The 26,466-nt window shown below is 71.3% G+C and carries 28 protein-coding genes; 17 read left to right on the top strand and 11 right to left on the bottom strand.

The window, feature by feature from the left end:
* The first annotated feature begins 158 nt into the window (after positions 1 to 158).
* Positions 159 to 644 carry a DUF805 domain-containing protein gene (locus AB4079_RS14010; protein ID WP_441787920.1) on the top strand — a complete coding sequence of 162 codons (486 nt, stop codon included), beginning with the start codon at positions 159 to 161 and terminating at the stop codon, positions 642 to 644.
* 19 nt (positions 645 to 663) lie between these two features.
* Here the strand turns inward: AB4079_RS14010 and AB4079_RS14005 are convergent, their stop codons facing one another.
* A complete protein-coding gene (locus AB4079_RS14005; RefSeq protein ID WP_441787919.1) occupies positions 664 to 1,146 on the bottom strand; it encodes a hypothetical protein in 483 nt (160 codons plus the stop codon).
* A gap of 54 nt (positions 1,147 to 1,200) precedes the next feature.
* Positions 1,201 to 1,875, bottom strand: coding sequence for a winged helix-turn-helix transcriptional regulator (locus tag AB4079_RS14000; RefSeq protein ID WP_441787918.1), 675 nt, complete (start codon positions 1,873 to 1,875; stop codon positions 1,201 to 1,203).
* 63 nt (positions 1,876 to 1,938) lie between these two features.
* Between AB4079_RS14000 and AB4079_RS13995 the strand changes: the two genes are divergently transcribed.
* From AB4079_RS13995 to AB4079_RS13975, 5 genes are all read left to right on the top strand, one after another.
* Positions 1,939 to 3,465, top strand: coding sequence for an MDR family MFS transporter (locus tag AB4079_RS13995; RefSeq protein WP_441787917.1), 1,527 nt, complete (start codon positions 1,939 to 1,941; stop codon positions 3,463 to 3,465).
* A gap of 48 nt (positions 3,466 to 3,513) precedes the next feature.
* On the top strand, positions 3,514 to 3,816 hold the full coding sequence (locus AB4079_RS13990) for a DUF2277 domain-containing protein (protein WP_441787916.1): 303 nt from the start codon (positions 3,514 to 3,516) through the stop codon (positions 3,814 to 3,816).
* A 203-nt stretch (positions 3,817 to 4,019) separates the two neighbouring features.
* Positions 4,020 to 5,186: a toxic anion resistance protein gene (locus AB4079_RS13985; RefSeq protein ID WP_441787915.1), complete on the top strand. Its 1,167-nt coding sequence runs from the start codon at positions 4,020 to 4,022 to the stop codon at positions 5,184 to 5,186.
* A 34-nt stretch (positions 5,187 to 5,220) separates the two neighbouring features.
* Positions 5,221 to 5,616 carry a DUF2200 domain-containing protein gene (locus AB4079_RS13980; RefSeq protein WP_441787914.1) on the top strand — a complete coding sequence of 132 codons (396 nt, stop codon included), beginning with the start codon at positions 5,221 to 5,223 and terminating at the stop codon, positions 5,614 to 5,616.
* Between the two features lie 9 nt (positions 5,617 to 5,625).
* On the top strand, positions 5,626 to 5,799 hold the full coding sequence (locus AB4079_RS13975; RefSeq protein WP_441787913.1) for a hypothetical protein: 174 nt from the start codon (positions 5,626 to 5,628) through the stop codon (positions 5,797 to 5,799).
* 23 nt (positions 5,800 to 5,822) lie between these two features.
* Here the strand turns inward: AB4079_RS13975 and AB4079_RS13970 are convergent, their stop codons facing one another.
* From AB4079_RS13970 to AB4079_RS13955, 4 genes are all read right to left on the bottom strand, one after another.
* Positions 5,823 to 6,488, bottom strand: a complete 666-nt coding sequence (locus AB4079_RS13970) for a methyltransferase domain-containing protein (protein ID WP_441787912.1) — start codon at positions 6,486 to 6,488, stop codon at positions 5,823 to 5,825.
* Between the two features lie 98 nt (positions 6,489 to 6,586).
* Positions 6,587 to 7,597 carry an alpha/beta fold hydrolase gene (locus AB4079_RS13965; RefSeq protein ID WP_441787911.1) on the bottom strand — a complete coding sequence of 337 codons (1,011 nt, stop codon included), beginning with the start codon at positions 7,595 to 7,597 and terminating at the stop codon, positions 6,587 to 6,589.
* Positions 7,598 to 7,758: 161 nt separating this feature from the next.
* On the bottom strand, positions 7,759 to 8,826 hold the full coding sequence (locus AB4079_RS13960) for an NAD(P)H-dependent flavin oxidoreductase (RefSeq protein ID WP_441787910.1): 1,068 nt from the start codon (positions 8,824 to 8,826) through the stop codon (positions 7,759 to 7,761).
* Positions 8,827 to 9,014: 188 nt separating this feature from the next.
* Positions 9,015 to 9,365: an ArsR/SmtB family transcription factor gene (locus AB4079_RS13955; protein ID WP_441787909.1), complete on the bottom strand. Its 351-nt coding sequence runs from the start codon at positions 9,363 to 9,365 to the stop codon at positions 9,015 to 9,017.
* A gap of 232 nt (positions 9,366 to 9,597) precedes the next feature.
* Here AB4079_RS13955 and AB4079_RS13950 point away from each other — a divergent pair, with 232 nt between their 5' ends.
* The 6 genes from AB4079_RS13950 to AB4079_RS13925 all read left to right on the top strand — a co-directional run bounded on the left by AB4079_RS13950 (position 9,598) and on the right by AB4079_RS13925 (position 13,450).
* Entirely contained in the window at positions 9,598 to 10,011 is a 414-nt protein-coding gene (locus AB4079_RS13950) for an arsenate reductase ArsC (protein WP_441787908.1), read from the top strand.
* 72 nt (positions 10,012 to 10,083) lie between these two features.
* On the top strand, positions 10,084 to 10,293 hold the full coding sequence (locus tag AB4079_RS13945; protein WP_441787907.1) for a hypothetical protein: 210 nt from the start codon (positions 10,084 to 10,086) through the stop codon (positions 10,291 to 10,293).
* Positions 10,290 to 10,742, top strand: coding sequence for a MarR family winged helix-turn-helix transcriptional regulator (locus AB4079_RS13940; protein ID WP_441787906.1), 453 nt, complete (start codon positions 10,290 to 10,292; stop codon positions 10,740 to 10,742). The genes AB4079_RS13945 and AB4079_RS13940 overlap by 4 nt, the downstream gene beginning before the upstream one ends.
* Before the next feature lie 42 nt (positions 10,743 to 10,784).
* Positions 10,785 to 11,483: a hypothetical protein gene (locus tag AB4079_RS13935; RefSeq protein WP_441787905.1), complete on the top strand. Its 699-nt coding sequence runs from the start codon at positions 10,785 to 10,787 to the stop codon at positions 11,481 to 11,483.
* A 124-nt stretch (positions 11,484 to 11,607) separates the two neighbouring features.
* A complete protein-coding gene (locus AB4079_RS13930; protein WP_441787904.1) occupies positions 11,608 to 12,432 on the top strand; it encodes an alpha/beta fold hydrolase in 825 nt (274 codons plus the stop codon).
* 151 nt (positions 12,433 to 12,583) lie between these two features.
* Entirely contained in the window at positions 12,584 to 13,450 is an 867-nt protein-coding gene (locus tag AB4079_RS13925; RefSeq protein WP_441787903.1) for an alpha/beta hydrolase, read from the top strand.
* Here the strand turns inward: AB4079_RS13925 and AB4079_RS13920 are convergent.
* Positions 13,397 to 14,224, bottom strand: a complete 828-nt coding sequence (locus tag AB4079_RS13920) for a helix-turn-helix domain-containing protein (RefSeq protein WP_441787902.1) — start codon at positions 14,222 to 14,224, stop codon at positions 13,397 to 13,399. The two genes, AB4079_RS13925 and AB4079_RS13920, sit on opposite strands and share 54 nt — an antisense overlap.
* A gap of 190 nt (positions 14,225 to 14,414) precedes the next feature.
* Between AB4079_RS13920 and AB4079_RS13915 the strand changes: the two genes are divergently transcribed.
* Genes AB4079_RS13915 through AB4079_RS13905 form a run of 3 tightly spaced genes read left to right on the top strand, consistent with a single transcriptional unit; the run spans position 14,415 to position 19,491 of the window.
* Positions 14,415 to 15,824, top strand: a complete 1,410-nt coding sequence (locus tag AB4079_RS13915; RefSeq protein WP_441787901.1) for an MFS transporter — start codon at positions 14,415 to 14,417, stop codon at positions 15,822 to 15,824.
* Positions 15,825 to 15,835: 11 nt separating this feature from the next.
* Positions 15,836 to 17,932, top strand: coding sequence for a molybdopterin oxidoreductase family protein (locus AB4079_RS13910; RefSeq protein ID WP_441787900.1), 2,097 nt, complete (start codon positions 15,836 to 15,838; stop codon positions 17,930 to 17,932).
* On the top strand, positions 17,929 to 19,491 hold the full coding sequence (locus AB4079_RS13905) for an FAD-dependent oxidoreductase (RefSeq protein ID WP_441787899.1): 1,563 nt from the start codon (positions 17,929 to 17,931) through the stop codon (positions 19,489 to 19,491). Before AB4079_RS13910 ends, AB4079_RS13905 begins: the two co-directional genes overlap by 4 nt.
* Positions 19,492 to 19,558: 67 nt before the next feature.
* On the opposite strand, the gene AB4079_RS13900 is transcribed toward AB4079_RS13905, so the two are convergent.
* The 3 genes from AB4079_RS13900 to nirB are packed head-to-tail and all read right to left on the bottom strand — an operon-like array spanning position 19,559 to position 24,073.
* Positions 19,559 to 20,689, bottom strand: coding sequence for a uroporphyrinogen-III synthase (locus tag AB4079_RS13900; RefSeq protein ID WP_441787898.1), 1,131 nt, complete (start codon positions 20,687 to 20,689; stop codon positions 19,559 to 19,561).
* Between the two features lies 1 nt (position 20,690).
* On the bottom strand, positions 20,691 to 21,479 hold the full coding sequence (gene cobA, locus AB4079_RS13895) for a uroporphyrinogen-III C-methyltransferase (protein WP_441787897.1): 789 nt from the start codon (positions 21,477 to 21,479) through the stop codon (positions 20,691 to 20,693).
* Positions 21,476 to 24,073: a nitrite reductase large subunit NirB gene (nirB, locus tag AB4079_RS13890; RefSeq protein ID WP_441787896.1), complete on the bottom strand. Its 2,598-nt coding sequence runs from the start codon at positions 24,071 to 24,073 to the stop codon at positions 21,476 to 21,478. Before nirB ends, cobA begins: the two co-directional genes overlap by 4 nt.
* A 221-nt stretch (positions 24,074 to 24,294) precedes the next feature.
* Here nirB and nirD point away from each other — a divergent pair, with 221 nt between their 5' ends.
* Together nirD and AB4079_RS13880 are read left to right on the top strand one after the other, a co-directional pair.
* A complete protein-coding gene (gene nirD / locus AB4079_RS13885; protein WP_441787895.1) occupies positions 24,295 to 24,699 on the top strand; it encodes a nitrite reductase small subunit NirD in 405 nt (134 codons plus the stop codon).
* Complete coding sequence (locus AB4079_RS13880; protein ID WP_441787894.1) at positions 24,692 to 25,408, top strand: sirohydrochlorin chelatase; 717 nt, start codon at positions 24,692 to 24,694, stop codon at positions 25,406 to 25,408. Before nirD ends, AB4079_RS13880 begins: the two co-directional genes overlap by 8 nt.
* Before the next feature lie 23 nt (positions 25,409 to 25,431).
* Here AB4079_RS13880 and AB4079_RS13875 read toward each other — a convergent pair whose 3' ends face one another.
* On the bottom strand, positions 25,432 to 26,436 hold the full coding sequence (locus AB4079_RS13875; protein WP_441787893.1) for a zinc-binding dehydrogenase: 1,005 nt from the start codon (positions 26,434 to 26,436) through the stop codon (positions 25,432 to 25,434).
* Positions 26,437 to 26,466 lie beyond the last annotated feature (30 nt).

The raw sequence follows: 26,466 nt of genomic DNA, 5'->3' as shown, positions 1-26,466 counted from the left end.
CCGCCCGCGGAGGCGGTCGCTGGGCTGACGCGGGGGGCCGACCCCCATGCGGGGCGATGGAGGACACGCCGCGTCACGAAAGACGCTCAGGGGACTCACATGCGGTTGACTGTGCCCGCTCCATCTCAACACAACACGTGTCTTGGAAAGGACTCCTCGTGACGTCTCCGCAGTATCCGACCGCTCCGCCCGCCGCGCCGACCGGAGAGGCTCCGCTCTGGGCTCCGCTCTACGGCGCATCCATCGGCCAGGCCGTCCAGCGTTTCTTCAAGAAGTACGCGGACTTCACCGGCCGTGCCAGCCGCAGCGAGTACTGGTGGTGGTACCTGGTCTCCGTGATCGTGGTCGTCGTCCTGGAGATCCTCGCCGGGGTGCTCGGTGCCGCCGGTGCGACCATCAACGACGACGGAACCTCGACGCCCGGCCCGCTGTTCTGGGTGGCGACGGTCCTCCTCATCGTCTGGGGCCTCGGAACCATCGTCCCTCAGCTGGCGATCGGCTGGCGCCGTCTGCACGACGCGAACCTGGCCGGCCCGTTCGTGTTCCTCGCACTGGTCCCGTTCGTCGGCGGCATCATCGTGCTCGTCCTGACGATCCTGCCCTCGAAGCCGGAGGGCGCGCGCTTCGACCGTCCCCGCGCCTAGCGGGAACCGGGCCGAGTCCTCAGCAGGAGTCGGCCCACAGCCGGCGCGGCCGCTCGGGGTCGGTGTCGTCCAGCAGGACGGACGCCACCTCGCGCGGCGCGCCGAGCGGGTCCTTCTGCCCGGTCGTCACGAACGACCAGTCGGGGCTCCGCTCCGGGTCGTGCTCGACCCACACGGAGAAGTTCCAGAAGCCGCGGAACGCCGGACTCAGCAGCCCAGAGCCGTCCACCACGAGCACCGCGTCGCGCGAGCGGAACGGCACCACGACATCCTCGCGGAAGGCGTCCGGCTCGCTACCGGACGCGACACTCGCCCGCTCCGCCTCCTGACCGGCCTCGCGCAGCGCCGCGGCGAGGTGGTCGGCCACCCTCGCCGGATCGGCCGCCGGGACGCCCGTCACCGCGACGAACCGCGGGCCGCGGCCGTAGTGCTGCAGGAACTCGGCGGCGACTCCGGCGTAGAACTCCCGCTGGGTCGTCCCGCTCTGCTGCGTGTCGGTCATGGTGGTCCCTTCCGCCGGTTCCGCTCACCGAAATGCTACGCGCGCCGACGTGCGTCAGGCTCCGGCGGGCACATTCGGGCTGTACGGCACGTGGAGCCGGTCGGCGAAGCGCTCGAACAGTGAGGCGTCGCCCTCGAGGTGCACGACTCCGGTAGCGATGGCGGTGTGCGCGTCCAGCTCGCCCGCGAGCAGGTCGCGGATCTGCGGGCCTGCGCTGATGATGAGGTCCGGCTTGTCGGCAGCGCCGGGAGCGACGGTGATGACGCCGTCGCGCATCGTCAGCTGCGTCTCGACCTCGCCGACGCGGACCGTATACGTCGTGTCCCAGTCCGGCGGCACCACGCCGTCCCCTGCCGCGACCTTAAGGGCGGAGGCGATGGATGCCGTGGTGACGATCTCGCCATCACGCGGCGCGCGCATGCCGCCGGCGCCCCAGCGGGACAGGGCGTCCATCGCCGGGCCGAGTTCCTCACCGCGCGGCGTGAGTCCGTAGACGACTGCGCGGTCGGCGCCGGAGGGAGCGACCCGCGCCACCAGCCCCTCCTCTTCGAGCTCCTTCAGCCGGGACGCGAGCGTGTTCGTCGGGATGCCGGGTAACCCGGCGACCAGCTCGGAGTAGCGCCGCGGCGCAACACTCAGGTCTCGCAGGATCAGCAACGTCCAGCGCTGTCCGACGATCTCCGCCGCGCGCGCCAATCCGCAGAACTGCCCGTAGTGCTGGTTCGTCATGAATTTCACTTTACCACTTGACTTCATTAATTGCAGTGTGCTTTATTTTTTGCAGTGGAACCGATGAAGGAGAGAGACATGACCGACACCATCGACCGTGCTGAGCTCGCAACCCCGCAGGCTCCGGCCCCCCATGCCGCCCGCAACCGCACGGCTCTCGCCCTGCTCCTCGCCGCCGTGTTCGTGGTGTTCCTGAACGAGACGATGATGGGCGTCGCGCTGCCGCGCATCCAAGAGTCCCTGCACATCGACGCGACGAAAGGTCAGTGGCTGACGACGGCGTTCGCACTCACCATGGCCGTAGTCATCCCGATCACCGGCTGGCTGATGCAGCGGCTCAACACCCGCCCGGTCTTCCTGGTGGCGATGTCCAGCTTCGCGATCGGCACTCTTGTGGCCGCGCTGTCGCCGACCTTCGAAATGCTTGTGGCCGGTCGCGTCATCCAGGCGGTGGGCACTGCGATCATGATGCCGCTGATGATGACAACGGTCATGACCGTCGTGCCCCCGGATGGGCGCGGCCGCGTGATGGGGCGGGTCTCGATCGTCATGTCGGTGGCGCCCGCGGTCGGTCCGATCGTGTCCGGCGCGCTCATCCAGGTGCTGCCCTGGCAGGGGCTGTTCTGGGTGATGCTCCCGATCGCGCTCACCATGCTGACCATCGGGGCACGCCGGGTGCCGAACGTCTCGGAGACCCGGAAGGTCCCCCTGGACGTCGCTTCAGTCATCCTCTCTGCACTCGCCTTCTCGGCCCTGGTGTTCGGTCTGAGCCAGATCGGCGCCGCAGCGGTCGGTGGGGCGGCCGTCCAGCCCTGGATTCCGATCGTCGTGGGCCTCGCCACGCTCGGCATCTTCGTGTGGCGGCAGATCGCGCTTCAGCGCACGGACTCGGCACTGCTCGACCTCCGGACGTTCCTCTCGCGGGACTTCGCGGTCTCGGTCGCCATGATGACCGCGGCCATGGTGTCCCTGTTCGGCGCCTTCATCGTGCTGCCCCAGTTCGCGCGCTACACACTCGGCCTCGAGCCGCTCTGGGTGGGCGCGATCCTGCTGCCGGGCGGGCTCCTGATGGGCCTGGCCGGGCCGACCGTCGGGCGCCTCTACGACCGCTTCGGCCCCCGCCCGCTCGTCATTCCCGGCTCCATCGGTCTGGCAGCGGGACTGTGGACGTTCGCCTTCGGGCTCGGCGAGGGTTCCTCCTGGGTCGTGCTGCTCGGCGCGCACGTCCTCGTGATGCTGTCCCTCGCCTTCCTCTTCACCCCGGCGTTCAGCGCCTCCCTCGGTTCGCTCCCGCCGCAGCTCTACTCGCACGGCAGCGCAACCATCGCCACCCTGCAGCAGGTGGCCGGGGCCGCCGGGACGGCGATCTTCGTGGCCCTGTACGCGACGGGCGTCGCCGCATCCGGGAACGCCGACCCGGACCTGCCGACCGCCGCAGCTGCGGCCGACGGGTCGCACCTGGCCTTCCTGGCCGGCGCGATCCTGTCACTCGGGGTGATCGCGCTGGCACTGTTCGTCCGCAAGCCGGTCGCACCGGAGCTGTCGGAGCTGTCGGAGCAGCCGGAGCCGTCGGAGCAGCCGGAGCACTGAGGCCGGCTGGGGGCTGCGACGGCTTGCGATCCGCGTTATCGTCGGCGCATGTGCCGGAACATCCGCTGCCTCCACAACTTCGAACCACCGACCACCGACGATGAGGTCCGGGAGGCGGCCCTCCAGTTCGTCCGCAAGGTCAGCGGCTCGACGCGTCCCTCCCGGGCGAACACCGCAGCCTTCGAGCAGGCGATCGACGACATCGCCGAGGCGACGAGGCGGATGCTCGACCATCTGGTCACGACCGCACCGCCCAAGAGCCGCGAGCTGGAGGCTGTGAAGGGCCGCGAGCGGCACGAGAAGCGGATGGAGCGCGAGGTCAGGATCCGCACCGCCGCGCTCACCCCCTGACCTCCCCCCTCCCCCTCCCGCGCCCCACCGTCGAGTCCTCACAAACTGCACGCTCGCACGGCGTGTCGCGTGCACTTTTTGAGGACTCGACGGGGGGGGCGGGGGCGAGCGGCGGCTGGACGTTCGCTGCGATACTCTCGCCAGGGCGCCAGTCGCGATATATCGTGTCCACACAGTCTGTTGTCGGGTGGGAGGACCAGTTCATGAACGACACGACCGAAGACCTGCGGCCCCCGGAGGCCGTGCCCGAGCTGCCGGAGGACCAGGCTGTCGCCATGGTCGCCGTCACCGCGGAGCGCGAGGCCGAGCTCGAGACCCGGGCGCGGGAGTTCATCCGCGAGCTCGCGGCCGCCGAGCCGGGGACGGATGCATTCACGCGCAAGATCACCGGGTTCTCGCACCTGGGCGACGCGGAGATGCGCGCCTCGAGCGACGCGTCGCGGCAGCTGCTCAGCCGGCCCGCCGCGTCGCTGGCCGCTGCGCGCGGAAAGGGCGTGCGCAGTGACCCGCAGTACGGCGTCATCCGCACGCTGCAGGACCTACGGGCGACGGTCAGCGACTTCGACCCGCAGCATCTCACCGGCCACAACCGGATGCTCGCCCGCCTCCCCGGCGGCCGGCGACTCCGGCAGTACGTGCAGCGCTTCGAGTCGGCGCAGAAGCAGCTCGACGGGATCGTGGCGGCCCTCGACCACGGCCAGGAGTGGCTCGCCGGCGACAACGTCGAGATCGAGAAGGAGCGGGCATCGCTCTGGAAGACGACGGAACGCCTGAACGAGTACGTCGTCCTCACCGCCGCCCTCGACCGCGCCACCGTGGACGCCGCCGCCGACCTGCGGATGACCGACCCGGACCGGGCGACGGTGCTGGAGAAGGAGGCGCTCTTCCCGATCCGTCAGCGCCGCCAGGACCTGACCGCCCAGATCGCCGTCTCCGTACAGGCGTATCTCGCGCTCGACGTCATCAAGAAGAACAACGTCGAACTCATCAAGGGGGTCGAGCGGGCCAAGACCACCACCGTCTCCGCCCTGCGGACCGCCGTCGTGGTCGCCCAAGCGCTGGAGAACCAGCGCCTGGTGATCGACCAGCTCGGCGCGCTGCACCAGAGCACGAACGCGCTCATCGGACGCACCGGCGAGGTGCTCAGGACGCAGACGGAGCAGGTGCAGAAGGAGCAGACGTCCTCGGCGGTGGATGTGGAGGTGCTGCAGCGCGCCTTCGACAACGTGTTCGCCACTATGGACAGCATCGACACCTACCGCACGGGCGCGATCGCGAGCATGGCGAAGACCGTCGACGCCCTCGACCAGCAGGTCGCGCGCTCCCGCGCCTATCTCAAGCGTTCCCGCCCGACCGACCCGCGCGGGTAGCCCCGACGCGGGCCTCCGGCGCTACCGTGGACGTATGGCAGCACACAGCCTCGTCGCCATGCCGTTCGCCCGCATCTACCCGCTGTACGTCGCGAAGGTGGAGCGGAAGGGCCGCAGCAAGGACGACCTCGACACCGTCATCCACTGGCTCACCGGGTATGACGAGGACGGGGTGGATGCGGCGGTCGCCGAGGGCGTCGATCTGGAGGGCTTCTTCGCCGCGGCTCCGCGCCTGAACCCGAACGCCTCCCTGATCACGGGCCTGATCTGCGGCGTCCGGGTGGAGGAGATCGACGATCCGCTGATGCAGAAGATCCGGTACCTGGACAAGCTCGTCGACGAGGTCGCCCGCGGAAAGAAGATGTCCTCCATCCTGCGCGGCGACGGTAGCCTCGGTGCAGGCGGCCCGGCCGGGCCGTCAGGAAGGTGAGTGGACATCATGGACGACCTTCACGGCTCGGCGACGGAGCGACTCGCACAGCTCGACGCGGCCTCGGCGAACGGCGATGTCTCGGCCGAATGGCTGGAGCGGCACCTGCGCTCGGCCCTGACCGAGCTTGCAGAGCTGGAGCCCATCGCCGCGGCGGAGCAGGACCGCCGCGAGGACTACTGACTCGAGTACCGGCGCGAGGTGGCTCACGCCCTCGCGACGCCGGCGATCTGTGTGTTGAACGGCAGGAACGGCGTGTGCAGCCGGTAGCGCACCACTTCCACGCTCGCGAAGCCGGCGCTTCGCACCGCGCCTTCCAGGTCGCGCTCGCACGAGCATCCTTCGAACGTCCACGCCCACGGCCTGCGGAGCACGCGCTGGGATGCGCGGGTCGCCGTGCCCTCCCGGGCGACCACGTGCTCCACGAATCGGAACGTGCCACCTGGGCGGAGGATGCGCCTGATCTCGGCGAGCACCGCCTCCGGGTCGCCCACCGAGCAGAGCACCAGGGAGGAGATCACCGTGTCGGCGCTGTGGTCGGCGAGACCGGTTTGCTCGGCCATCCGCTCGCGCAGGTCCAGACGGACGCCGCGACGGGAGGCGGCCGCCGCGAGGCGATCATGCATGTACCGGTTCGGCTCGATCGCCACCAGCGTCCCGCCCGGCGGTAGAAAGGGCACGTTCGCTCCGACCCCCGGGCCGATCTCGACGACGCTGCCCGGCAGTCCCGCGAACACGCGCTGCTTGTACGGGCGCAGCGACGCCTCCAGGTAGGGCCCCATCGCGCGGAAGAACGCCGCATTGAAGCGGCCCCGCCCGCCGTGCAGCCGGAATCCGGCGTCGGCGCGGTCGCTGGTGGTCGTCTCGGTCATGGCTGCTCCTGTCGTTCGGGAGGGACGACTCCACTCTGCTCGCCGGACGGGCGCGGCGCAGGCGTAGGACTACCCCACCTGGCCGAGGCGCGACCCGGCTAGCGCTGGGCGGCGTACCACGCAGCGATCTGGCTGCGGGAGCGGAACCCGAGCCGCAGCCGGATGCGCTCGACGTGACCCTCCGCCGACCGCTCGTCGATGCCGAGGCGGGCGGCGATCTCGCGGTTGGTGCACCCTTCTCCGATGAGGGCCGCAACCTCCTGCTGCCGGGCGGTGAGTGCGCCGGCACCGCCGCGAGTGACACGGAGGCCGAGGAAGCGGCGGATGGCCGACACCAGTTCGTGCGCGTCCCCCGCCCACGGCAGGTGCGAGCGGCCGGGCAGGACGACGAACCGGGCACCGTCGATACCCTCGGCGAGTGCCGTCGCCTGCGCGAGCGGCGCGGCGCGGTCCCCCGAGCGGTGGACCACGAGCGTCGGCGTCACCACCTGCGCCAGGAGGCCGCTGATGTCGAGCCGGTAGCTCATCCCGAGCAGCGCCCGGGCGGTCGCGGCACTCGATGAGGCGCGCTGGTAGCGGGCGAACTCGGCCCGGGCCGACGGCGAGGCGTCCGGCGCGAACAGGTCGGTCAGCACGTCCGAGCCGAGGCCCCAGTGCGACTCGACGAGGGCGAGGACGTGCTCGCGCGCGCTGGACGGCGAGATCGCGGCGCCCGAAGCCCAGCCGCCGTACAGGACGAGCCGCCGGACGCTTTCGGGATGTGCGGCCGCCCAGGCCACGGCGACGGCCGCGCCCAGCGAAGCGCCGACGAGGTCGAACGGCTCCGGGCCGAGATCTGCGACCACTGCGGCGAGCTGCTCGAGCTCGTACTCCAGCGACGGCGGACGGTCGGTCGGCGCGGACAGGCCGCAGCCCGCCCGGTCGTACCGCACCAGCCGGCAGCCCTGCGCGAGGGACTCGTAGAAGGCGCGCTCCTCGGGCAACTCCCATCCACGCTCCAGGTGGCTCAGCCACCCGGAGACGTAGACGATCGGGCGGCCGGCGCCGACCGTGGCGACGGCGAGCTCCGAGCCGTCGGCGGCGGTGACACGGGAGAGGTGCTGCTGCACGGCTCTAGTGTGGCCCGACGTCCGCCGTCCCGCACCGCCAGCAGGGCCCCGGCCCCTCACGGAATGCCCCGCACTCGGGACAGACCGACCCCAGCCAGCAGGCGGCGTCGCCTCCCTCCTCCTCCTCCTCCTCGGAGGTCGGTGGGGCGTCGGGCGGGACCTCAGGCCCGGTCACCCGGCACTCCCGCGGCCAGTTCTGCGAAGACGTCCAGGGCTTCGTCCGAGCGCGACAGCCCAGCGGCCTGCCCCATCCACAAGGACAGCAACTCGGGGCGGCCGAGCTCGGCTGCCCGGCGACGGAACACGCCGGTGAGGATGTTCTGCAGCGGGAACGAGGCCCGACCGCCCTGCTCCTCGATCGCGCGGACGGCCTCGTTCCGCAGCCCGCGGGCGGGGCGGCCGCTCATCGCCCGGGTCAGGACGGTGTCGTGGGCGTCCGCACTCCGGATGCGCTCGCGATGGACCTCCGGTGCCGCCGACTGCCGGGTCGCCAGGAACGCGGACCCGACCTGGACACCGTCCGCACCGAGCGCGAAGGCCGCGGCGACGCCACGGCGGTCGGCGATGCCTCCTGCTGCGATCACCGGCAGGCTCACGGCGTCGACGACCTGCGGGATGAGGGCGAGGCCGCCAACTAGGCTGTCTTCCGGATCCGCGAGGAACGACGGACGATGCCCGGCAGCCTCCAGACCGGAGGCGACGATCGCATCCACGTCACCGGCCTCCAGCGCCACGGCCTCCGGGACCGTGGTCGCTGCGCCGATGACGCTGATCCCGTGCCGGTGCGCCTGCTCGACCACCTCCGCCGGTGGCACGCCGAAGACGAAGCTGAGGGCGGCCGGCCCAGCGGCGAGCGCCGCCTCCAGCTGCACGTCGAAGTCGGGGAGGGGAGAGACCGGCCACTCGGGAGGCGCGACTCCGACCTCTTCGAACAAGTCGGTGAGGCCGGCCACCGCGCGGTCGAACTCGGCACGGTCGAAGTCGTCGCCTGGCGCGCGCTCGCCTGGACCCTGGAACGGCAGCCAGAGGTTGAGCGCGAACGGCCGCGCGGTGCGGTCGCGCAACTCGGCGCCCACCGACGCGATGCGGTCGGGACCCAGCCCGTAGAGGCCGAACGAGCCCAAGCCGCCCGCTTCGCTCACGGCTGCCGTCAGCGCGACCGAGGACATGCCGCCGAACGGTCCGAGGACGATCGGCGTCTCGATTCCCAGCAGCCGGCGTAGGTCCATCCGGGAGCCTCCTTCTGTCGAATCAACGTGATTGCGTAGTCGCAAACGTCTGACCGCTCGATTCTATGCGCGAGCCATTCGGGGACCTCGACTTCACCCGTCTCGCTGGTGTCGCCGTGGTTTGTCACACGTGCGGCCGCGCGCGCACCGGCGAGCGTTACAAACGCCGGCGGGAGCGCCGCGCGCGGTCAGACGGAGCCGAGGAAGGACGAGACCACGTCGAGGGATCCGGGGACGAGTCGGTAGTACGCCCAGGTCCCCCGCTTGCTCCGGCTGAGGAACCCCGCCTCCACCAGGATCTTCAGGTGGTGCGAGACCGTCGGCTGCGAGAGCCCGAGCGGCTCGGTCAGGTCGCAGACGCACGCCTCGCCGTCTTCGTGCGCGGCGACCATCGAGACCAGCCGCAGGCGGGCGGGGTCGGAGAGGGCCTTCATGGCTCTGGCGACGGAGACGGCATTCGCCTCGCTGATCACTTCTTTCGTGATCGGGGCGCAGCACGCCTGCAGGTCGCGCAGCGGGAGGAGCTCGGTGATCGCCATGCATCGATTCTGCTCGATACATTGACAAACGTCAATGTATTCGTTCACCCTGGGTTCATCGACAACGGTCGATGAAGAAGGGAGAATCATCATGGGATGCTGCGATACAGACCAGTGTCAGACACTGCCCGACGGTTCCTGCGCGCCGGACTGCTGCTGACACCCCGGGCCGTCGCTCCCGCCGGAGCGACGGCCCGCCCACCCTGAACACCCCCGCGAACACGGAGCCACTATGACCGACACCACCCCGACCGTCCTCTTCGTCTGCGTCCACAATGCCGGCCGCTCGCAGATGGCGGCCGGCTACCTGCGCGAACTCTCCGGCGGCCGCGTGGAGGTGCTGTCCGCGGGCTCCGAGCCAGGGGATGCGATCAACCCGATCGCCGTCCAGGTGATGGCAGAGGAGGGCATCGATATCGCGAACGAACAGCCGAAGGTCCTCACCACAGAGGCGGTCAAGGAGTCCGACGTCGTGATCACGATGGGATGCGGCGACACCTGCCCGATCTTCCCCGGCAAGCGCTACGAGGACTGGGAGCTGGCCGATCCGGCCGGACGGCCGATCGACGAGGTGCGCCCGATCCGGGACGAGATCAAGCAGCGCATCCAGAACCTGCTCGGGGAGCTGCTGCCGGCGAACGCCTGACGCGCTGTTAACTCCTTTGTGCAATAATGGATTGCGTACTAAGTGATTGCACTTCGGGTTGGGAGACTCAGCATGGCCGGCCGCTTCTGGCGCTTCTACGAACGCGCCAACGACGTCGTACGCACCTTCACCGGCCCGGCCCAGCTCGGCGCCGGCCACCCGGAAGGCCCTGACGTGCGCCGCGTGGACGCCGCCTGCCCCCTGTGCGGGAAGCCACTCGACCAGCACCGCATCGAACGATTCCAGGACTCGCGCACCTCCACCCGGATCCACTGCCCGTGAGCGACACCGTCACCACCGCCACCAACCCGCTCGCGCTGGAGAGCCAGGTCTGCTTCGCCCTGTCCGTGGCGGCGCGCTCGGTGATCTCCGCCTACCGACCGGTGCTCGAGCCGGTCGGCCTGACGCACCCGCAGTACCTGGTGATGCTGGCCCTGTGGGAGAACGAGCCGCTGTCCGTCCGCCGGCTCGCCGACCTGCTGGCCCTCGAATCGGCGACCGTCTCGCCGCTGCTCAAACGGCTGGAGGCGCTGGGCTATGTCGCCCGGCAGCGCTCCGCCAGTGACGAGCGCGTCGTCGAGATCCGGCTCACCGACGTCGGGCGGGAGCTGCGCTCGTACGCGGAAACCATCCCGGCGACGATGATGAAGCGGCTGGGAATGGGACCGGAGCAGCTCCGCGACCTGCATCGCGCGATGAGCTCGCTCATCGAGGCCGCGCGCGACCTGTAGCCGGGCTTCCCACGCGCCCGGACGAGGGCGCATCCTGGGCGCATGACCGATCCGGATGAGCCTGGAGCCGAACCGAACGAAAGCCCCGAACGGATGGCTGACACCGATGCCGCCGCCGCGACGGCCGGCCGCAACCGGCGAGCGCTTGCGGCTGCCGTCTCCGCCGCCGGTGTGGCCATCACTGTCATCGGCCTCGTGACCCGGCGTCGGCGGACGGCCGTCGCACCGTCCACGCCGGTCGGGGCCATCGCCCGCGGCGCGGCGGCAGGCGTCGTCGGAACCCTCGCCTTCGACGTGTGGCTGTACCTGCAGTACCGACGGGGCCACGGCACGGAGCCCTTCGCCGACTGGGAGTTCTCGGCCGACGTGACCGGCTGGGATTCGGCGCCCGCACCCGCCCAGGTCGGGCGGCGGATCGTGGACGGGCTGTTCGAGACCCGGCTCCCCGACTCCCGCGCCGCCGCGATGAACAACGTCGCGCACTGGGCCTACGGAGTGTTCGGCGCCACCGTGTTCGGCCTGGTGGCCGGCTCGCTGCGACGACCGCGGACGGCGTACGGTCTGCTGCTGGCGGTGGGGATGTGGCTCTCCGGCTACGTCATCCTGCCGCCGATGCACCTTTACAAGAGGATCACGGAGTACGACGCGAAGACCCTGGGGAAGGACCTCGCCGCCCACCTCGTCTTCGGCACGGTCACGGCGGCGGTCTTCTCTCTGCTGCAACCGCGACGGCAGCGCTGAGACACGCCCGGGACCACCGCTGCTCCCTGGCGTGTCTCGCGCGCGGGCAGCTACGGTGAGAGCGCATCCACAGTCCTGCAGCCAGCGTCGCCCGCAGCACCCTCACCATCTCCGAAGGGAAATCATGGGCACTGTCACCACGCCAGACGGCATCGAGATCTACTACAAAGACTGGGGAACCGGTCAGCCCATCGTCTTCAGCCACGGCTGGCCGCTCTCGGCGGACGACTGGGACACGCAGCTGCTGTTCTTCCTGCAGCAGGGCTACCGGGTCGTCGCCCACGACCGGCGCGGACACGGCCGCTCCACCCAGACCGGCGAGGGCCACGACATGGACCACTACGTCGCCGACCTGCGCGCCGTGGTCGAACACCTCGACCTGCACGACGCCATCCACGTCGGTCACTCCACCGGCGGCGGCGAGGTCGCGCACTACATCGGCACCTACGGTGAAGACCGGGTGGCCCGGGCGGTGCTGATCAGCGCCGTTCCTCCGCTGATGGTCCAGACCGAGAGCAACCCGGGCGGGCTGCCGAAGAGCGTCTTCGACGACCTGCAGGCGCAGCTGGCGAAGAACCGGTCGGTGTTCTACCGCGACCTCGCCGCCGGACCGTTCTACGGCTTCAACCGGCCCGGTGTGGAGTCGTCGGAGGCGATCATCGAGAACTGGTGGCGCCAGGGCATGATGGGCGGCGCCAAGGCGCACTACGACGGGGTCGTCGCCTTCTCGCAGACCGACTTCACCGAGGATCTGAAGAAGATCACGGTCCCGACACTGGTCATGCACAGCGAGGACGACCAGATCGTGCCATACGCGGACTCCGGCCCGCTCTCGGCCAAGCTCCTGCAGAACGGGACGCTCAAGACCTACAGCGACTTCCCGCACGGCATGCCGACCACTCAGGCCGACACGATCAACGCCGACCTCCTGGCCTGGCTGCGCTCGTAACCGCGCGCGTCTGCGGGCGCCCGGAACGTCTGCGGTTGCGCGAGCAGCGGCAGACGTGACGGGCGCCCACAGACAGCACCGTAGGTGGGTGTGGCACTACCAGGAGAACGGCGGACAGGCACACGCCAGCTCGCGACCCTAGGTTCGGGACATGGACCTTCCCGAAACACCCGCACCGACCCACGTTCTGTTCATCCACGGCCTGTGGATCCACTCCTCGGCCTGGAAGCCCTGGCTCGACCTCTTCAGCGAGGCCGGCTACCAGGTCAGCGCGCCCGGGTGGCCGGGAGACCTGGAGACGGTCGAGGCGACCCGAGCCGACCCGTCCGGTCTCGACGGCGTGGGGATCGAGGCGATCTGCCGCCACTACGCCGACCTGATCGGCGACGGGCCGGACAAGCCGATCGTCGTCGGCCACTCCTTCGGCGGTCTGATCGCACAGGAGCTGCTCGGGCACGGGTTCGCGTCGGCCGCCGTCGCGATCGATCCTGCGCCGATCAAGGGTGTCAACATCCTCCCGTTCTCGCAGCTGCGCTCGGGTCTTCCGGTTCTCGGCAACCCGGCCAACCGCAAGCGAACCGTCGCCCTCACCGCGAAGCAGTTCCGCTATGCGTTCGGGAACGCCCTCTCCGAGGAGGAGTCGAACGCACTCTTCGACGCCTGGACCATCCCCGGTCCCGGGCGCCCGCTGTTCGAGGATGCGACGGCCAATTTCGTGAAGAACTCCCCCGCCACCATCGACGTCCACGCGGCCGACCGTGGTCCGCTTCTGCTGATCACGGGAACCGAGGACCACACGGTGCCCCGCTCGGTGACGGCTGCGGTCGCCAAGCTCTACGCGGGCGGGCCGTCCGTCACCGACTACCGCGAGTTCGAGGGACGAGGACACTCCCTGACCATGGATTCCGGCTGGCGCGACGTCGCCGACACCGCTCTGGAGTGGCTGAAAGAGAAGGGTCTTTCTTTAGACCGGTTCCGCCGCAGCGGCCCGGACGAGCGAGCCGAGCGCCCGCTCTGACGCGCTTCCGGCCTCGGCGTGGTAGACGATCACGACCGGGTGGTCGGTGCCGGCCAGCGTCAGACGGTCGAAGTTCAGCTCCAGCGGTCCGACGAGGGGATGCTGGAGCCGGTTGACTCCGCTGGAGGTCGCGCCGACGTCATGTCGCGACCACAGCTCGGCGAAGCGGGAACTCCGCGCCGAGAGCTCCTCGACGAGCGCCGGCAGGCGCGGATCGAACGGCGGCGCTGCGGCCTGGGCGCGGAGGTACGACACCAGGCGGGTGGTCATCTCCTCCCAGTTGAGGTAGAGATCGCGGATGGCGGCGTCGAGGAAGGCCGCCCGCATCAGGTTCACTCCGGGACGGAAGGAGGGCGCCAACGCCTGCGCCTGCGGGTTCGAGGCGATGACGTCCAGCACCCGGTCGTGAGCGTACGCGGGGGTGGAGAGTGCGGAGATGAGCGCGAAGAGCCGTTCCGGCCCCGCGCTGGCCTGTCGGCTCTCGTAGCCGCGGTCCGGCAGCGGGCGCACGAGCCTGTGCAGGAATTCCTCGGACGCCGCGCTGAGCTGCAGCGCGCGTGAAAGGGACGCGATCACCTGCAGTGACGGGTGCCGCTCCCGACCCTGCTCGAGGCGGAGGTAGTACTCCGAGCTGATGCCGGCGAGCGCGGCCACCTCTTCGCGGCGCAACCCGGCGACACGGCGCCTGCGGCCGTCCTCGGCCAGCCCAACGTCGGGAGGCAGCAGCGATTCACGCCGTGCACGCAGGTATTCGCCGAGGGCGTTGTCCGCCATTCCTGGATGCTAGCGGTTCGCCGGGGCTGCGGGCTGATCGGCCCGGCGATCACGCCCCGTTACGTTCCCCTCACATCACTCCGCCGTCCGCGAGAGGTCTTCGTTACGCGGGCTTCACGTCGCGGGCCGTCCGCCGAAACACCGCATCCGTAGCGTGGTGACACCCCCACCGAACCCAGGAGGCTCGCAGATGACCAGCACCGTCCCCGAACCGACGACCACAGCCACCGCCACGACCGGCCCGGTCGCGTCATCCCTCACCTTCCGCCCCGGCCGCTGGATCGACGGCTGGAACGCCGAAGACCCGCAGCAGTGGGACCAGCAGGGCGCCGCCATCGCGCAGCGCAACCTGCGCTGGTCGATCTTCGCCGAGTTCCTCGGCTTCGTCGTCTGGCAGCTGTGGTCGATCGTCGTCGTGGCCCTGCCCACGGCCGGCTTCCACTTCACCACCGGTCAGACGTTCTGGTTGATCTCGATGCCGAGCCTGGTGGGAGCCACGCTGCGCTTCCCGTACACCTTCATGGTGCCCCGCGTCGGCGGCCGCAACTGGACGATGATCTCGGCCGCGCTCCTCCTCATCCCCGCGATCGGGCTGGCGCTGTGCGTCGCCAACCCGGAGACCCCGTTCGGCGTCATGCTGCTGGTGGCGGCCCTCGCCGGGCTCGGCGGAGGCAACTTCGCCAGCTCGATGGCGAACATCACCTACTTCTACCCGCAGCGCAAGAAGGGCTGGGCACTCGGCCTGAACGCGGCGGGTGGCAACCTGGGTGCCGCGGTGGCGCAGTTCGCGGTGCCGATCGTCATCACCATCGGAGCGGGTGCCACGCTGCAACTGCCGCTCGCGGGTCTGGTGTGGGTGCCGCTCATCCTGGTCGCGATCGTCGGCGCCGGGCTGCGGATGAACAACCTCACCAACGCACGCGCCGACGTGAAGGCGTCGCTGGCGGCCCTGCGGGCACCGGAGCTGTGGCTGATGGCGCTGCTCTACATCGGAACGTTCGGCTCGTTCATCGGATTCTCCGGCGTCTTCCCCAAGCTGATCGCCGACCAGTTCCCCGGTTTCAGCGCCTTCCCGGTCGCCGGCGCCACGGTGTCCCTCGCCTTCCTCGGCGCCCTGGTCGGTTCGCTCGCCCGCCCCTTCGGCGGCCGCCTGGCCGACCGGTTCGGCGGCAGCGTCATCACCATGGCTGCCTTCATCGTGATGGCGCTGGGCGCGCTCGCGGTCATGGTCACCCTGCCGCTCGACAACTTCTGGCTCTTCCTCGTCTTCTTCCTGGTGCTCTTTATCGCGAGCGGCGCGGGCAACGGCGCGACCTACCGGATGATCCCCACCCTGTTCGCCCTGCGCTCCGGCGCCACCGACGGGCACAGCACGGCGGGCGACATCTCGGCGCAGCGCACGGCGGCCGCCGCCCTCGGAATCGTGTCGGCGTTCGGCGCTTACGGCGGCTTCGTCATCCCGCAGGTGCTCTCGCTCTCGAAGACGTCCACGGGTGGATACGTGACCGGCCTCGGCTGGTTCGTCGCCGCCTACGTCGTCTTCCTCGCGATCACCGTCGGCGTCGCCATCCACGGTCGCCGCCGCGGCGTCCGGATCTAGAGGCGGCCCGAGTGCCCGCCGCCACCCACTGCCCCTACTGCGCACTCCAGTGCGCCATGACGCTGACCCCCGAGCCGGGCGCGGCCACTCCGGTGACCGTGTCCGGGCGGATGTTCCCGACCAACCGGGGCGGGCTCTGCAAGAAGGGGTGGACCTCCGCGGAGCTGCTGGCGGCGCCGGACCGGCTGACGACTCCCCTCGTCCGCGTCGACGGCGAACTCCGCCCGGCGAGTTGGGAGGAGGCGCTCGCCCTGGTCGCGGACCGGCTCTCCGCCATCCGCCGCGAGGACGGTCCGGACGCGGTGGGCGTCTTCGGCGGCGGCGGCCTCACCAACGAGAAGGCGTACCTGCTAGGCAAGTTCGCCCGGCTGGCGCTGGGCACCTCGCGCATCGACTACAACGGCCGGTTCTGCATGGCCTCCGCCGCAGCCGCAGGGAATCGGGCGTTCGGCATCGACCGCGGGATGCCGTTCCCGGTGACCGATCTCGACACCGCGGACACCATCCTGCTTCTCGGCTCGAACGTCGCGGCGACCATGCCCCCGTTCATCGGACACCTCGCCGACGCGCGGGCGGCGGGCGGGCTCATCGTGGTGGACCCGCGCCGCTCGCAGACCGCGCAGCTCACCGCGGACGGCGCCGGGGTGCACCTGCAGCCTGCGCCGGGGACCGACCTCGTCCTGCTCCTGGGGCTGCTGCACGTCGTCCTCGCGGAGGGCCTGGCCGACGAGGCCTACGTCGCGGAGCGCACGACCGGCTTCGATGCGGTGCGCCGCTCGGTGGCTCCCTGGTGGCCCGAGCGGGTGCAGGAGCACACCGGCGTTCCCGTCGCTCAGCTGCGCGAGGTGGCCCGCCGGCTCGCCCGCGGCCGCGGCACGTACATCCTCACCGGGCGTGGCGTGGAGCAGCATGTGGACGGCACCGACACCGCCACCGCCGCGATCAACCTGGCGCTGGTGCTCGGGCTCGTCGGCCGTCCCGGCTCGGGATACGGCACACTCACCGGGCAGGGAAACGGGCAGGGCGGAAGGGAGCACGGTCAGAAGTCGGACCAGCTTCCGGGCTACCGCAAGATCGCCGACCCGGAAGCACGCGCCGCCGTCGCCGCCGTCTGGGGAGTTGACCCGGGCACGATCCCCGGGCCCGGCGTCCCCGCGGTGGAACTGCTCGGGATGCTCGGCCGTCCGGGCGGCGTCCGCGCCCTCCTCGTGCACGGCTCGAACGTCGTCGTCTCCGGGCCGGACGCCTCCGCGATCCGCTCGGGGCTGAGCTCTCTCGACCTGCTGGTGGTCAGCGACTTCGTCCTCTCCGAGACAGCCGCACTCGCCGACGTGGTGCTGCCGGTGACGCAGTGGGCCGAGGAGGAGGGGACGATGACGAACCTCGAGGGTCGCGTGCTGCGTCGACGACGGGCGCTGGATGCGCCGGACGGCGTACGCAGCGAGCTCAGCATCCTGGCCGACCTCGCAGCGAGGCTCGGAGCGCCCTCCCAGTGGCCCACCGACCCGGCGACCGTGTTCGACGAGCTGGCGCGGGCCTCCGCCGGAGGGATCGCCGACTACTCGGGTCTCAGCCACGGGCTGCTGGACGAGCAGGCCGCGACGGACGAGGCGGCGCACTGGCCGTACCCCGCCGGGTCAACGGGAACACCCCGGCTCTTCCTCGACCGCTTCGGTCACGACGACGGTCGCGCCCGGCTGGTGGCCGTCCGACCGCGCGACCTCACGACAGGACGGGCCACCGGCGAGCTCACCCTGATCACCGGGCGCCTGCTGGAGCACTACCAGTCCGGCGCCCAGACCCGCCGGGTTCCCGAACTCTCCGCCGCTCAGCCGGTGGCCCGCGCAGAACTGCATCCCGCGACCGCTGCCCGGCTCGGCATCGGCGACGGCGACCCGGTACGCGTGCGCAACGTCCGCGGGACCGTGACGGCGACCGCGCAACTGAGTGACGGGATGCGGATCGACACCGTGTTCCTGCCCTTCCACTTCAGCGGGCGGCAGTGCGCGAATGTGCTCACCGAAGGCGCCGTCGACCCGATCTCGGCAATGCCCGAATTCAAACGAACACTCGTCACCGTCGAGGCGACGGGTCAGGAGATCGCATGAACCGACCGCTGCGCATCGTCCTCGTCGGCTACGGGCCCGTGGGCGCGCGCCTCGTGGAGGAGCTGCTCCCCTCGGTGGCCTCCGGCGAGGCCTCCCTCGTCGTGGTCGGCGCCGAACGCGAGGACGCATACAACCGCGTGCTCGTCGCGGAGTACGCGGTCGGCGCGGCGGGCCGTGACCGGCTCGACCTCACCGACACCGAGGCCGCTCGCGCGGCGGGCGCCGACATCCGCCTCGGCGACGTCGCCGTGCGCATCGACCGCGTGCGTCAGAGAGTGATCCTGGAAAGCGGCGATGAGCTTCCATACGACCGGCTCGTGCTGGCGACGGGTGCGCGGGCGAACATCCCGACGCTCGACGGCCTGCAGCAGACGCGGCGTGGGCGCGAGACGGCGCTGACCGCGGAACTCGACACCGGAGCACGGCCGCTGCCGCGCGGCGTCGTCGCCCTGCGGGACCTGACCGACGCCGAAGCGGTCGCGCCGGTCGTCGCCGGCGGCGGCACCATCGTGGTGCTGGGCGCCGGGGTGCTCGGGATGGAGTTCGCACTTCTGGCCTCCGAGCACGGCGCCCAGGTGGTCGTCGTGCACCACGGGCCGGCGCCCATGCCCCGTAACCTCGACGACGCCGGCGGCCGCATGCTCACGCGCACCGCGCGGGGGCTCGGCATCGGGATGGCCGCACACGCCCGCGCCGAGAGCATCGGTTTCCGCGACGACGAAGCGGGCCGCGCGTTCGACGGTGTCGGCTGTGCGGACGGCACCTACATCTCCGGCGATCTGCTGGTGCTCTCCTGTGGCGTCGGCGCCCGGGTGGAGTTGGCGGCCGCCGCGGACCTCGCCTGTTCGGCCGGCATCCTGGTCGACGAGGAGCTGCGCAGCTGGAGCGATCCCGACGTCTTCGCCATCGGCGACTGCGCGCAGGTCGCCTCCCCCGACGACGTCGCGGCGGACGGCCGCGTGCCCGGTGCCCCCAGCGGCCTGATCGGGCCCGGCTGGCGGCAGGCAGCGGCGCTGGCCCGCCGGCTGCGGGCCGAAGCCGCGGGCGCGGTGGCCGGGCCGGATGCGGGCGTCGCGCTGCGCGAGCGGCCCACCGCCGTGATGCTCAAGGCGACCGGCATCGACGTGGTCTCCGGCGGCGACCACGCGGCCGAGCCGTGGGACGCCGACGCGGAGGTCACCGTGTGGCTCGACCCGGCGCGCGACGCGTACCTGAAGACCGTGGTGCGAAACGACTCCCTCGCCGGATTCGTCTCGGTCGGCCTCCCGCACGCAGGAGCGGAACTCACACTGCTGTTCGAGCGCGGTGCCGCCCTGCCGGCCGAGCCTTCGTCGCTGCTGCGGCTCGACGCCGCGGACGCGGGAGCGGCGCCCGTCTCCGACCCGCTCGGTCCGGACGCGACGGTCTGCTGGTGCAACGGTGTGACCGCCGGCCGCATCGGGGAGGCCGTCGCCGCGGGCAGCGACACCGTCGAGTGCGTCGGCCGGGACACCCGGGCGGGCACGGGATGCGGCGGCTGCAAGGGGCGCATCGCGGCCATCCTCGCGGCGGCACAGTGAGTGCCGGCGCAGCGAGCGGCGGCGCCGTGAATAACGGCGCAGTGAGCGACAGAAGCGTGAGCGGAGCTCAGACGTCCAGCCGGTACCCCCGCTTGACGACCGTGGCGACGAGCCCCGGCGTCCCGAGGCTCTGGCGCAGCCGGCTGAGCGAGACCTCCATCGCGTGCTCGTCGTTCTCGCCCGCGAGGGCGACCGTGAGCTCGCGACGCGAGACCACGGCGCCTTTCGCCGCGACGAGTGCGCGGAACAGCGAGAGCGACGCGGGAGTGAGGCGCACCGGCATCCCGTCGACGATCGCCAGGCTCCCGCGCAGCTCGATGTCGCCGTGCCGGGTGGTGACCCGTCGGGTGGTCTGCGCCTCGAGGTGCTCGCAGGTCAGTCGGATCAGCGCGCCCATCCGGTACCGGTCGGGCTGCAGCGGCGTGATCCCCGCTGCGATGAGGGGTGCTGAGGTGACCGGGCCGACCGTCGCGGCGACCACCTCGGTGGCGAACGCATCCACCACCTCGGCGTAGCGACCGCGCGCGAGCGCCGCGCAGAACAGCCCGTCGACCGCCGGGGCGCTGGTGAACGTGACGCAGTCCAGTTGACGGCCGGCGATCGCGTCCACGAGACGCGTCACCCGCTCGTCGTCGTCCTCGGCCACCGACCACGAGTAGGGCGCTACCGGCATGACGGTATCGCCCGCATCCCGTAGCCGCTGCAACTGGACCTCGTCGATCTGTCCGTGCAGCTGCACGGCGACGGTGATGCCCGCCGGATACTCTGCGATGAGCTTGCTCACCAGGGATGCCGTGGTCTCCTCATCACTCATCCCCGAGTCGTCGAGGCCGGCGGCGCGCACCGCGCCGCGCGCCTTCGGGCCGCGCACGAGGATGGTGGAGTCGCCGAGCACCCGCTGCAGATCCTCGCCGAGGCCGGCCGAGTCGGCGACCTCGAACCAGCGCCGCATGCCGTAACTGGTCGTCGCGAGCAGCACATCCGGTCGCGCCTCGATGATCCGCTCGGTGTCGGCGATCACCGGGGCATCGTCGTGGGCATGCTGCATTTGCACGGTCGGGGCGTGCAGCACCGTGGCGCCGCGCCGCTCGAAGGCGTCGATGAGGTCGGCGGAGCGGCGGTCGCTCGTCACGCCGATGCGGAAGCCGGCCAGCTGATCGGGGCGGAAGGCGGGCGTTCCGGTGCGCTCGTCGGTCACGTCAGCCTCCCGTCGCTGCGGCTGCGTCGGCGAGTGCCGATGCTGCTGCTGCGTCGCCGTCACGGGCGAGGGCGACCACCTCGCCGATCACCACCACAGCGGGAGACGAGACGCCCGCGCGCACGGACTCGGTGAGGATGGACCGCAGCTCGCCGAAAGTGGTGCGCTGACGGGAGGAGAAGCCGCGCTCGATGATCGCGACCGGCATCCGCGGGTCCATGCCGAACCGGGCAAGCCCCGCTGAGATCGACGGCAGGTTGGTGATGCCCATCAGGATGACGATCGTGCCGCCGAGACCGGCCAGGTGCTCCAGTTCGCCGGGCGAGAGCGGCGCGTGCCCGGAGACGACGGTGAACATCCGGCTCGTTCTGCGGTGGGTCACCGGGATTCCGGCCGCGCCCGGCACCGCGATCGCGCTGGTGACGCCGGGCACCACCCGTACCGGCACACCCGCGCGCCGGCAGGCGTCGACCTCTTCGCCGCCGCGACCGAACACGAACGGATCGCCGCCCTTCAGTCGCACGACGTTCGCACCGGCCACTGCCTGCTCGACCAGGAGCCGCTCGATCTCGTGCTGCGGGATCGGGTGGTGCCCTGGCTGCTTGCCGACGTCGATCAGCCGCGCCCGCGGCGCGAGTTCGGCCAGCGTCTCGTGCGGAGCGAGCCGGTCGTAGAACACCACGTCCGCGGCGGCGAGCGCACGCACGGCCGCGACGGTCAGCAGGTCGGGGTCGCCGGGACCTCCGCCCACGAGGGTGACGGATCCGACGACCGTTGGTTCCGCATTCATCCGGCCACCTCGTCCCTGCCCCGCACCGGCAGGGAGGCGCCCGCCACGAGCACCGGTCCGACCGCTGCACCCGCGCGGCGCTCTGCGTCGGTGGCCGGCCGCAGCTGGCCCCGCTCCTCGACGCGCGCGACCGACGGGTCCGGCGTCCCCGGTTCGTTGACGAAGGAGCGGAACCGTCGGAGCCGTTCCGGGTCGCGGAGCGTCGCCGCCCACTCGTCCTCGTAGGTGTCGACGTGCTTGGCCATCGCCGCCTCGAGCTCCGCGCCGAGACCCAGGGAGTCCTCCACGACGACCGCGCGCACGTGGTCCACGCCGCCGTCGAGCTCCTCCATCCAGCGCGCCGTGCGCTGCAGCCGGTCGGCCGTGCGGATGTAGTACATGAGGTAGCGGTCGATGTAGCGGATCAGTGTCTCGTCGTCCAGGTCGGAGGCGAGCAGCTGCGCGTGCGCCGGCTGGAAGCCGCCGTTGCCTCCGACGTACAGGTTCCAGCCCTTGTCGGTGGCGATGACGCCGACGTCCTTGCCGCGCGCCTCCGCGCACTCGCGGGCGCATCCCGAGACGCCGAACTTGAACTTGTGCGGCGCCCGCAGGCCGCGGTAGCGGAGCTCCAGCCCGACGGCCATGCCCACCGAGTCCTGCACGCCGTAGCGGCACCAGGTGGAGCCGACGCAGCTCTTGACGTTCCTCAGTGCCTTGCCGTACGCCTGACCGGATTCGAAGCCGGCGTCGACCAGCCGCCGCCAGATGTCCGGCAGTTGCTCCAGGCGCGCGCCGAACATGTCGATGCGCTGGCCTCCGGTGATCTTCGTGTACAGCCCGTATTCAGTCGCGACCTCGGCGATGACCGCGAGCTTCTGCGGGGTGATCTCGCCGCCCGGGATGCGCGGCACGACCGAGTAGGTGCCGTCCTTCTGCATGTTGGCGAGCGCGCGGTCGTTGGTGTCCTGCAGTGGCCCGCGGCCGCCGTCGAGCGGGTAGCCGCTGTGCTGGCTGGCCAGGATGGATCCCACCGCCGGCTTGCAGATGTCGCAGCCGAGACCGGTGCCGAGCCGGCCGATCGTCTCTTCCCAGCTGGTCAGCTCCAGCACCCGGATGGACTCGAACAGCTCCTGCCGGGAGAGCTCGAAGTGCTCGCACAGCGCGTGCGACACGGTCGCACCGGAGCGGGTGAGCTCCGCCTCGAGGATCTTCTTCACCAGCGGAACGCACGAGCCGCACTGGGTACCGGCCCTGGTGCAGGTCTTGAGCTCGCCGAGGTCGTGGCAGCCGTCGTCGGCCACCGCGCTGCGAACCGTGCCGACGGTGACGTTGTTGCACGAGCACACCAGGGCGTCGTCGGGAAGCGCGCCGCCGGCCGGAGGCTCGGCGCCCGCGGCGGAGAGGTAGGCGGCAGGCTCCGCGTCCAGCTCGCGGCCGAGCAGTGGACGCAGGCTGGAGTACGGAGCGGCGTCTCCGACGAAGACACCACCGAGCAGGGTCTTGGCGTCGTCGCTCACCACCAGCTTCTGGTACAGGCCCCGCGCAGGGTCGGCGTAGACGATCTCCAGGGCACCGGGCTCAGCAGCGAGCGCGTCGCCGAAGCTGGCCACATCCACGCCGGAGAGCTTGAGCTTCGTCGCGTCGTCCACAGTGGTGAAGGTCGCGTCGCCGCCGAGCAGGCGGTCGGCGACCGTCTCGGCCATCGCGTTCGCCGGCGCGACCAGCCCGACCGTGCGGCCGTCGATGGCCGCGACCTCGCCGATGGCCCACACCGACGGGTCGGAGGTGCGACAGGCCTCGTCGACGACGACGCCGCCGCGTTCGGCGGTCTCGATGCCGGCCGCCCTGGCCAGTTCGTCGCGGGCGCGGATTCCGATGGCGAACACCACGATGTCGGCGGGGACCGTGCGCCCGTCGGCGCACCGCACCGCGGTCGGCAGGCCGTCGTCGCCCAGCAGGATCTCGCGGGGCCGCGTCCCCAGGTGCAGGTCGATGCCGCGCGCCGAGATCAGGCGGCCCAGCGCCTGGCCGGCGCCCTCGTCGAGTTGCGCGGACATGAGCCAGCCGCCCGAGTGGATGATCACGGCCTCTGCGCCCAGGGCCGCGACACCGCCCGCGGCTTCCAGCCCGAGCAGCCCGCCACCGGCCACCGCGACGCGGGGCGCCCGGCCGAGACGCGATCGCAACTCGGCGACCTCGGCGACCAGCGCATCCACATCGTCGATGGTGCGGTACACGCGGCTGGCCGCGGCGCCGGGGATGTCGGGAACGGGAGCGGAGGAGCCGGTGGCGAGCACGAGGTTGTCGTACTCGAGGACCGCGCCGGCCGTGGTGGTGACCGTGCGGGCGTCGCGGTCGATGGTGGTGACGGCCTCCCCGACCCGGAGCTCGACGCCGCCGTCGGCCCAGTGGGTGGACGGCTCCAGCGTCAGGTCGACCGCCCCGTCGGCGAGCCGCTTGCTCAGCTGGACGCGGTCGTAGGGGAGGTACGGCTCTTCGGCGACCACGACGACCGAGTGGTCCGTGCCGTCCGCCGCGCCCCGGGAGACCAGGGCGTCGACCAGTCGGTGGGCGGCAGGGCCGCCCCCCACGATCAGCGTGCGTTCGGTCTTCATGCGGGCCCCTTCCCCGTGGCGGCGGCTGCCGTCGCACCGGAGCGGTGGTCCCCGCCCGGTGGCTTCCGAGCGTACGGCGGCGCGGTTTCCCGACCGTTTCGGCTGTGTAACCGCGTGTTAACACGGGCCGCACACGCGCGGCTCCGCCGTGTGAGCCGGGTGTCACGCGGAAGTAACAGGGTGCGCGTGCAGGCGAAACATCCGCGGCCTAGCGTCGGAGCATGACGATCACGGGGAATGCCACACTGCAGCCCGACCTGACCTCGGCCGGGCCGTCCGCCGACGTGAGCGGCTCCGGCTGGGTACGCGCCTGCCGCGTCGACGACCTGGAGCCGTCCTGGGGTGAGGCGGTCTTGCTCAGGATGCGGCAGATCGCCGTGTTCCTGCTCGGCCCGCGCGAGGTCTACGCGGTCTCGCACGAGGACCCTGCCGCCGACGGAGCACCCGTCATGGCCCGCGGGATCGTCGGTTCCCGCGGCGACCGGCCCACCGTCGCATCCCCGCTGCACAAGGAGGTGTACGACCTCGGCACCGGCGAGTGCTTCGGCGACCCGGAGCTCGCCCTGAAGACCTTCCGCACGCGCATCGTCGGCGGCTTCATCGAGATCGAACTGGGCGATGACTGACCGCACCGCCACGGCGGCGGTCCTGGCCTCGCACGGAACCGCATCCGCGGACGGGCAGCTCGCCGTCCGCCGCCTCGTCGAGCGCGTCGCCGCATCCCTCCCCTTCCCTGTGCTCGGGTGTCATGTGGACGTGGAGCAGCCCGATGTCGCTTCCACCCTCGCGTCGGCTGCCGCCCTGGCGGACCGCGCGATCGTGGTGCCGCTGCTGCTCTCCGCGGGCTTCCACGTATTCGTCGACCTCGCGGACTCTGCCGCAGCCTCGCCGATCCCCACAACCGTCTCTCCGGCCCTCGGCCCGGACATCCGCCTGGTGCAGGTGCTGGCCACCCGGCTGCTGGAGGCCGGCTACCGCCCGGGCGACGAAGTGGTGCTCGCCGCCGCCGGCTCCACCGACCGGCGTGCCGTCGCGGACTGCCATCGCACCGCCTCCCTGCTCGCCGGCCGTCTCGCCGCGCCGGTGACCGTCGGCTTCATCTCGGCCGCAACCCCGTCCCTTCCCGAAGCTGTCTCCATCGCGCGGCGCCGCACACCGGACGCCCGGGTGCTCATCGCCACCTACCTGCTCGCACCCGGCTATTTCGCCACCCTCACCAAGGGCGCGGGCGCCGACCTCGTCTCGTCACCCCTGCTCACGCCGGAGTCGACGCCGCAGGAGCTGATCGACGTGGTGGTCGACCGGGTGGAAGCGCTGGCCCTGGTCCCCCGGTAGCTCGCCGGCGTCGGAATGCTGCCTTACAGCTGGACGGGATCCGCAGCCACGTGGCCCGAAAGCATGACATCGGGAACCAGCACGATTCGCCCGAAGACTCCTCCGCCGTCCACCTCGACATGAGCCTCGCGGGCCCGCTCCAGCGGGAGGACGCTGTGGACGACCGGGGTGATCCGCCCCTCAGCCGCCGCGTCGAACAGAGCAGCCCGGACCCGGTTGCGCTCTCCGACCGGAACCGTCGCCAGGCTGAACGTCGCGAACGAGCGCGACTCCTGGAACGAGCGGAGCAGCGTCGTACCGAAGTCGGCCGGCGGGAAGCCTGCGACGGCACCGACGAGAACGTACCTGCCGTTCGGCGCGAGACGGTCGATGAACGCCGGAACCCCGGGACCACCGACGATGTCGATGACCACGTCGAACCGTGTCGGCGCGCCCGGAACGCCCTCCCCCGCGCGATCGAGGATGTGCGTCGCGCCGAGTTCTGCGAGGCGCCTGCCGCGCTCGTCCGATGACGTCGTGACCGTGACCGAGCCCGCGGCCGCCTGAACGGCGAGCTCGACGGCCGCGATGCCGATGCTGCCCGCAGCGCCACGAACCAGCACCGCTTCACCGGCCGAGAACCGCGCGTGCTGAAGCGCGAAGTGCGCCACCGTGCCCGCGCTGCCGAGCGTCACCGCGTCGGCGGCCGTCAGCCCTTCCGGCAGCGGAGTGAGGTCGTCGACCTCCGCGACCGCATGCTCGGCGTAGCCGCCACCGGCCCCGGTGAAGGCCCAGACCCGGCGACCCGTCCAGGAGGGATCGACGTCCGCTCCGACCGCGGTGACGAGCCCGGCGACCTCACTGCCGGGAATCATCCCCACGGGGAAGTTCCGCCCGAGCGTGCCGCGCCGGATCACCGCATCCACGCCGCCGACGCCGATCGCCTCGGTCTGCAGCAGGACCTGCGTGGCAGTCGGCACCGGGACGGGGGCGTCGAACACGCGCAGGCCGCTCGGGTCGCCGAATTCCTCGATCGTGATGGCTTTCATCGTGGTCTCCTCGATCTCGCGGGTATCCTC

The organism is Leifsonia sp. 2MCAF36, from assembly GCF_052115525.1.
In the GTDB taxonomy this organism is placed as follows: domain Bacteria; phylum Actinomycetota; class Actinomycetes; order Actinomycetales; family Microbacteriaceae; genus Leifsonia.
The sequence above is the reverse complement of the archived record's forward strand: the minus strand, read 5'-3'. Positions and strand labels throughout refer to the sequence as shown.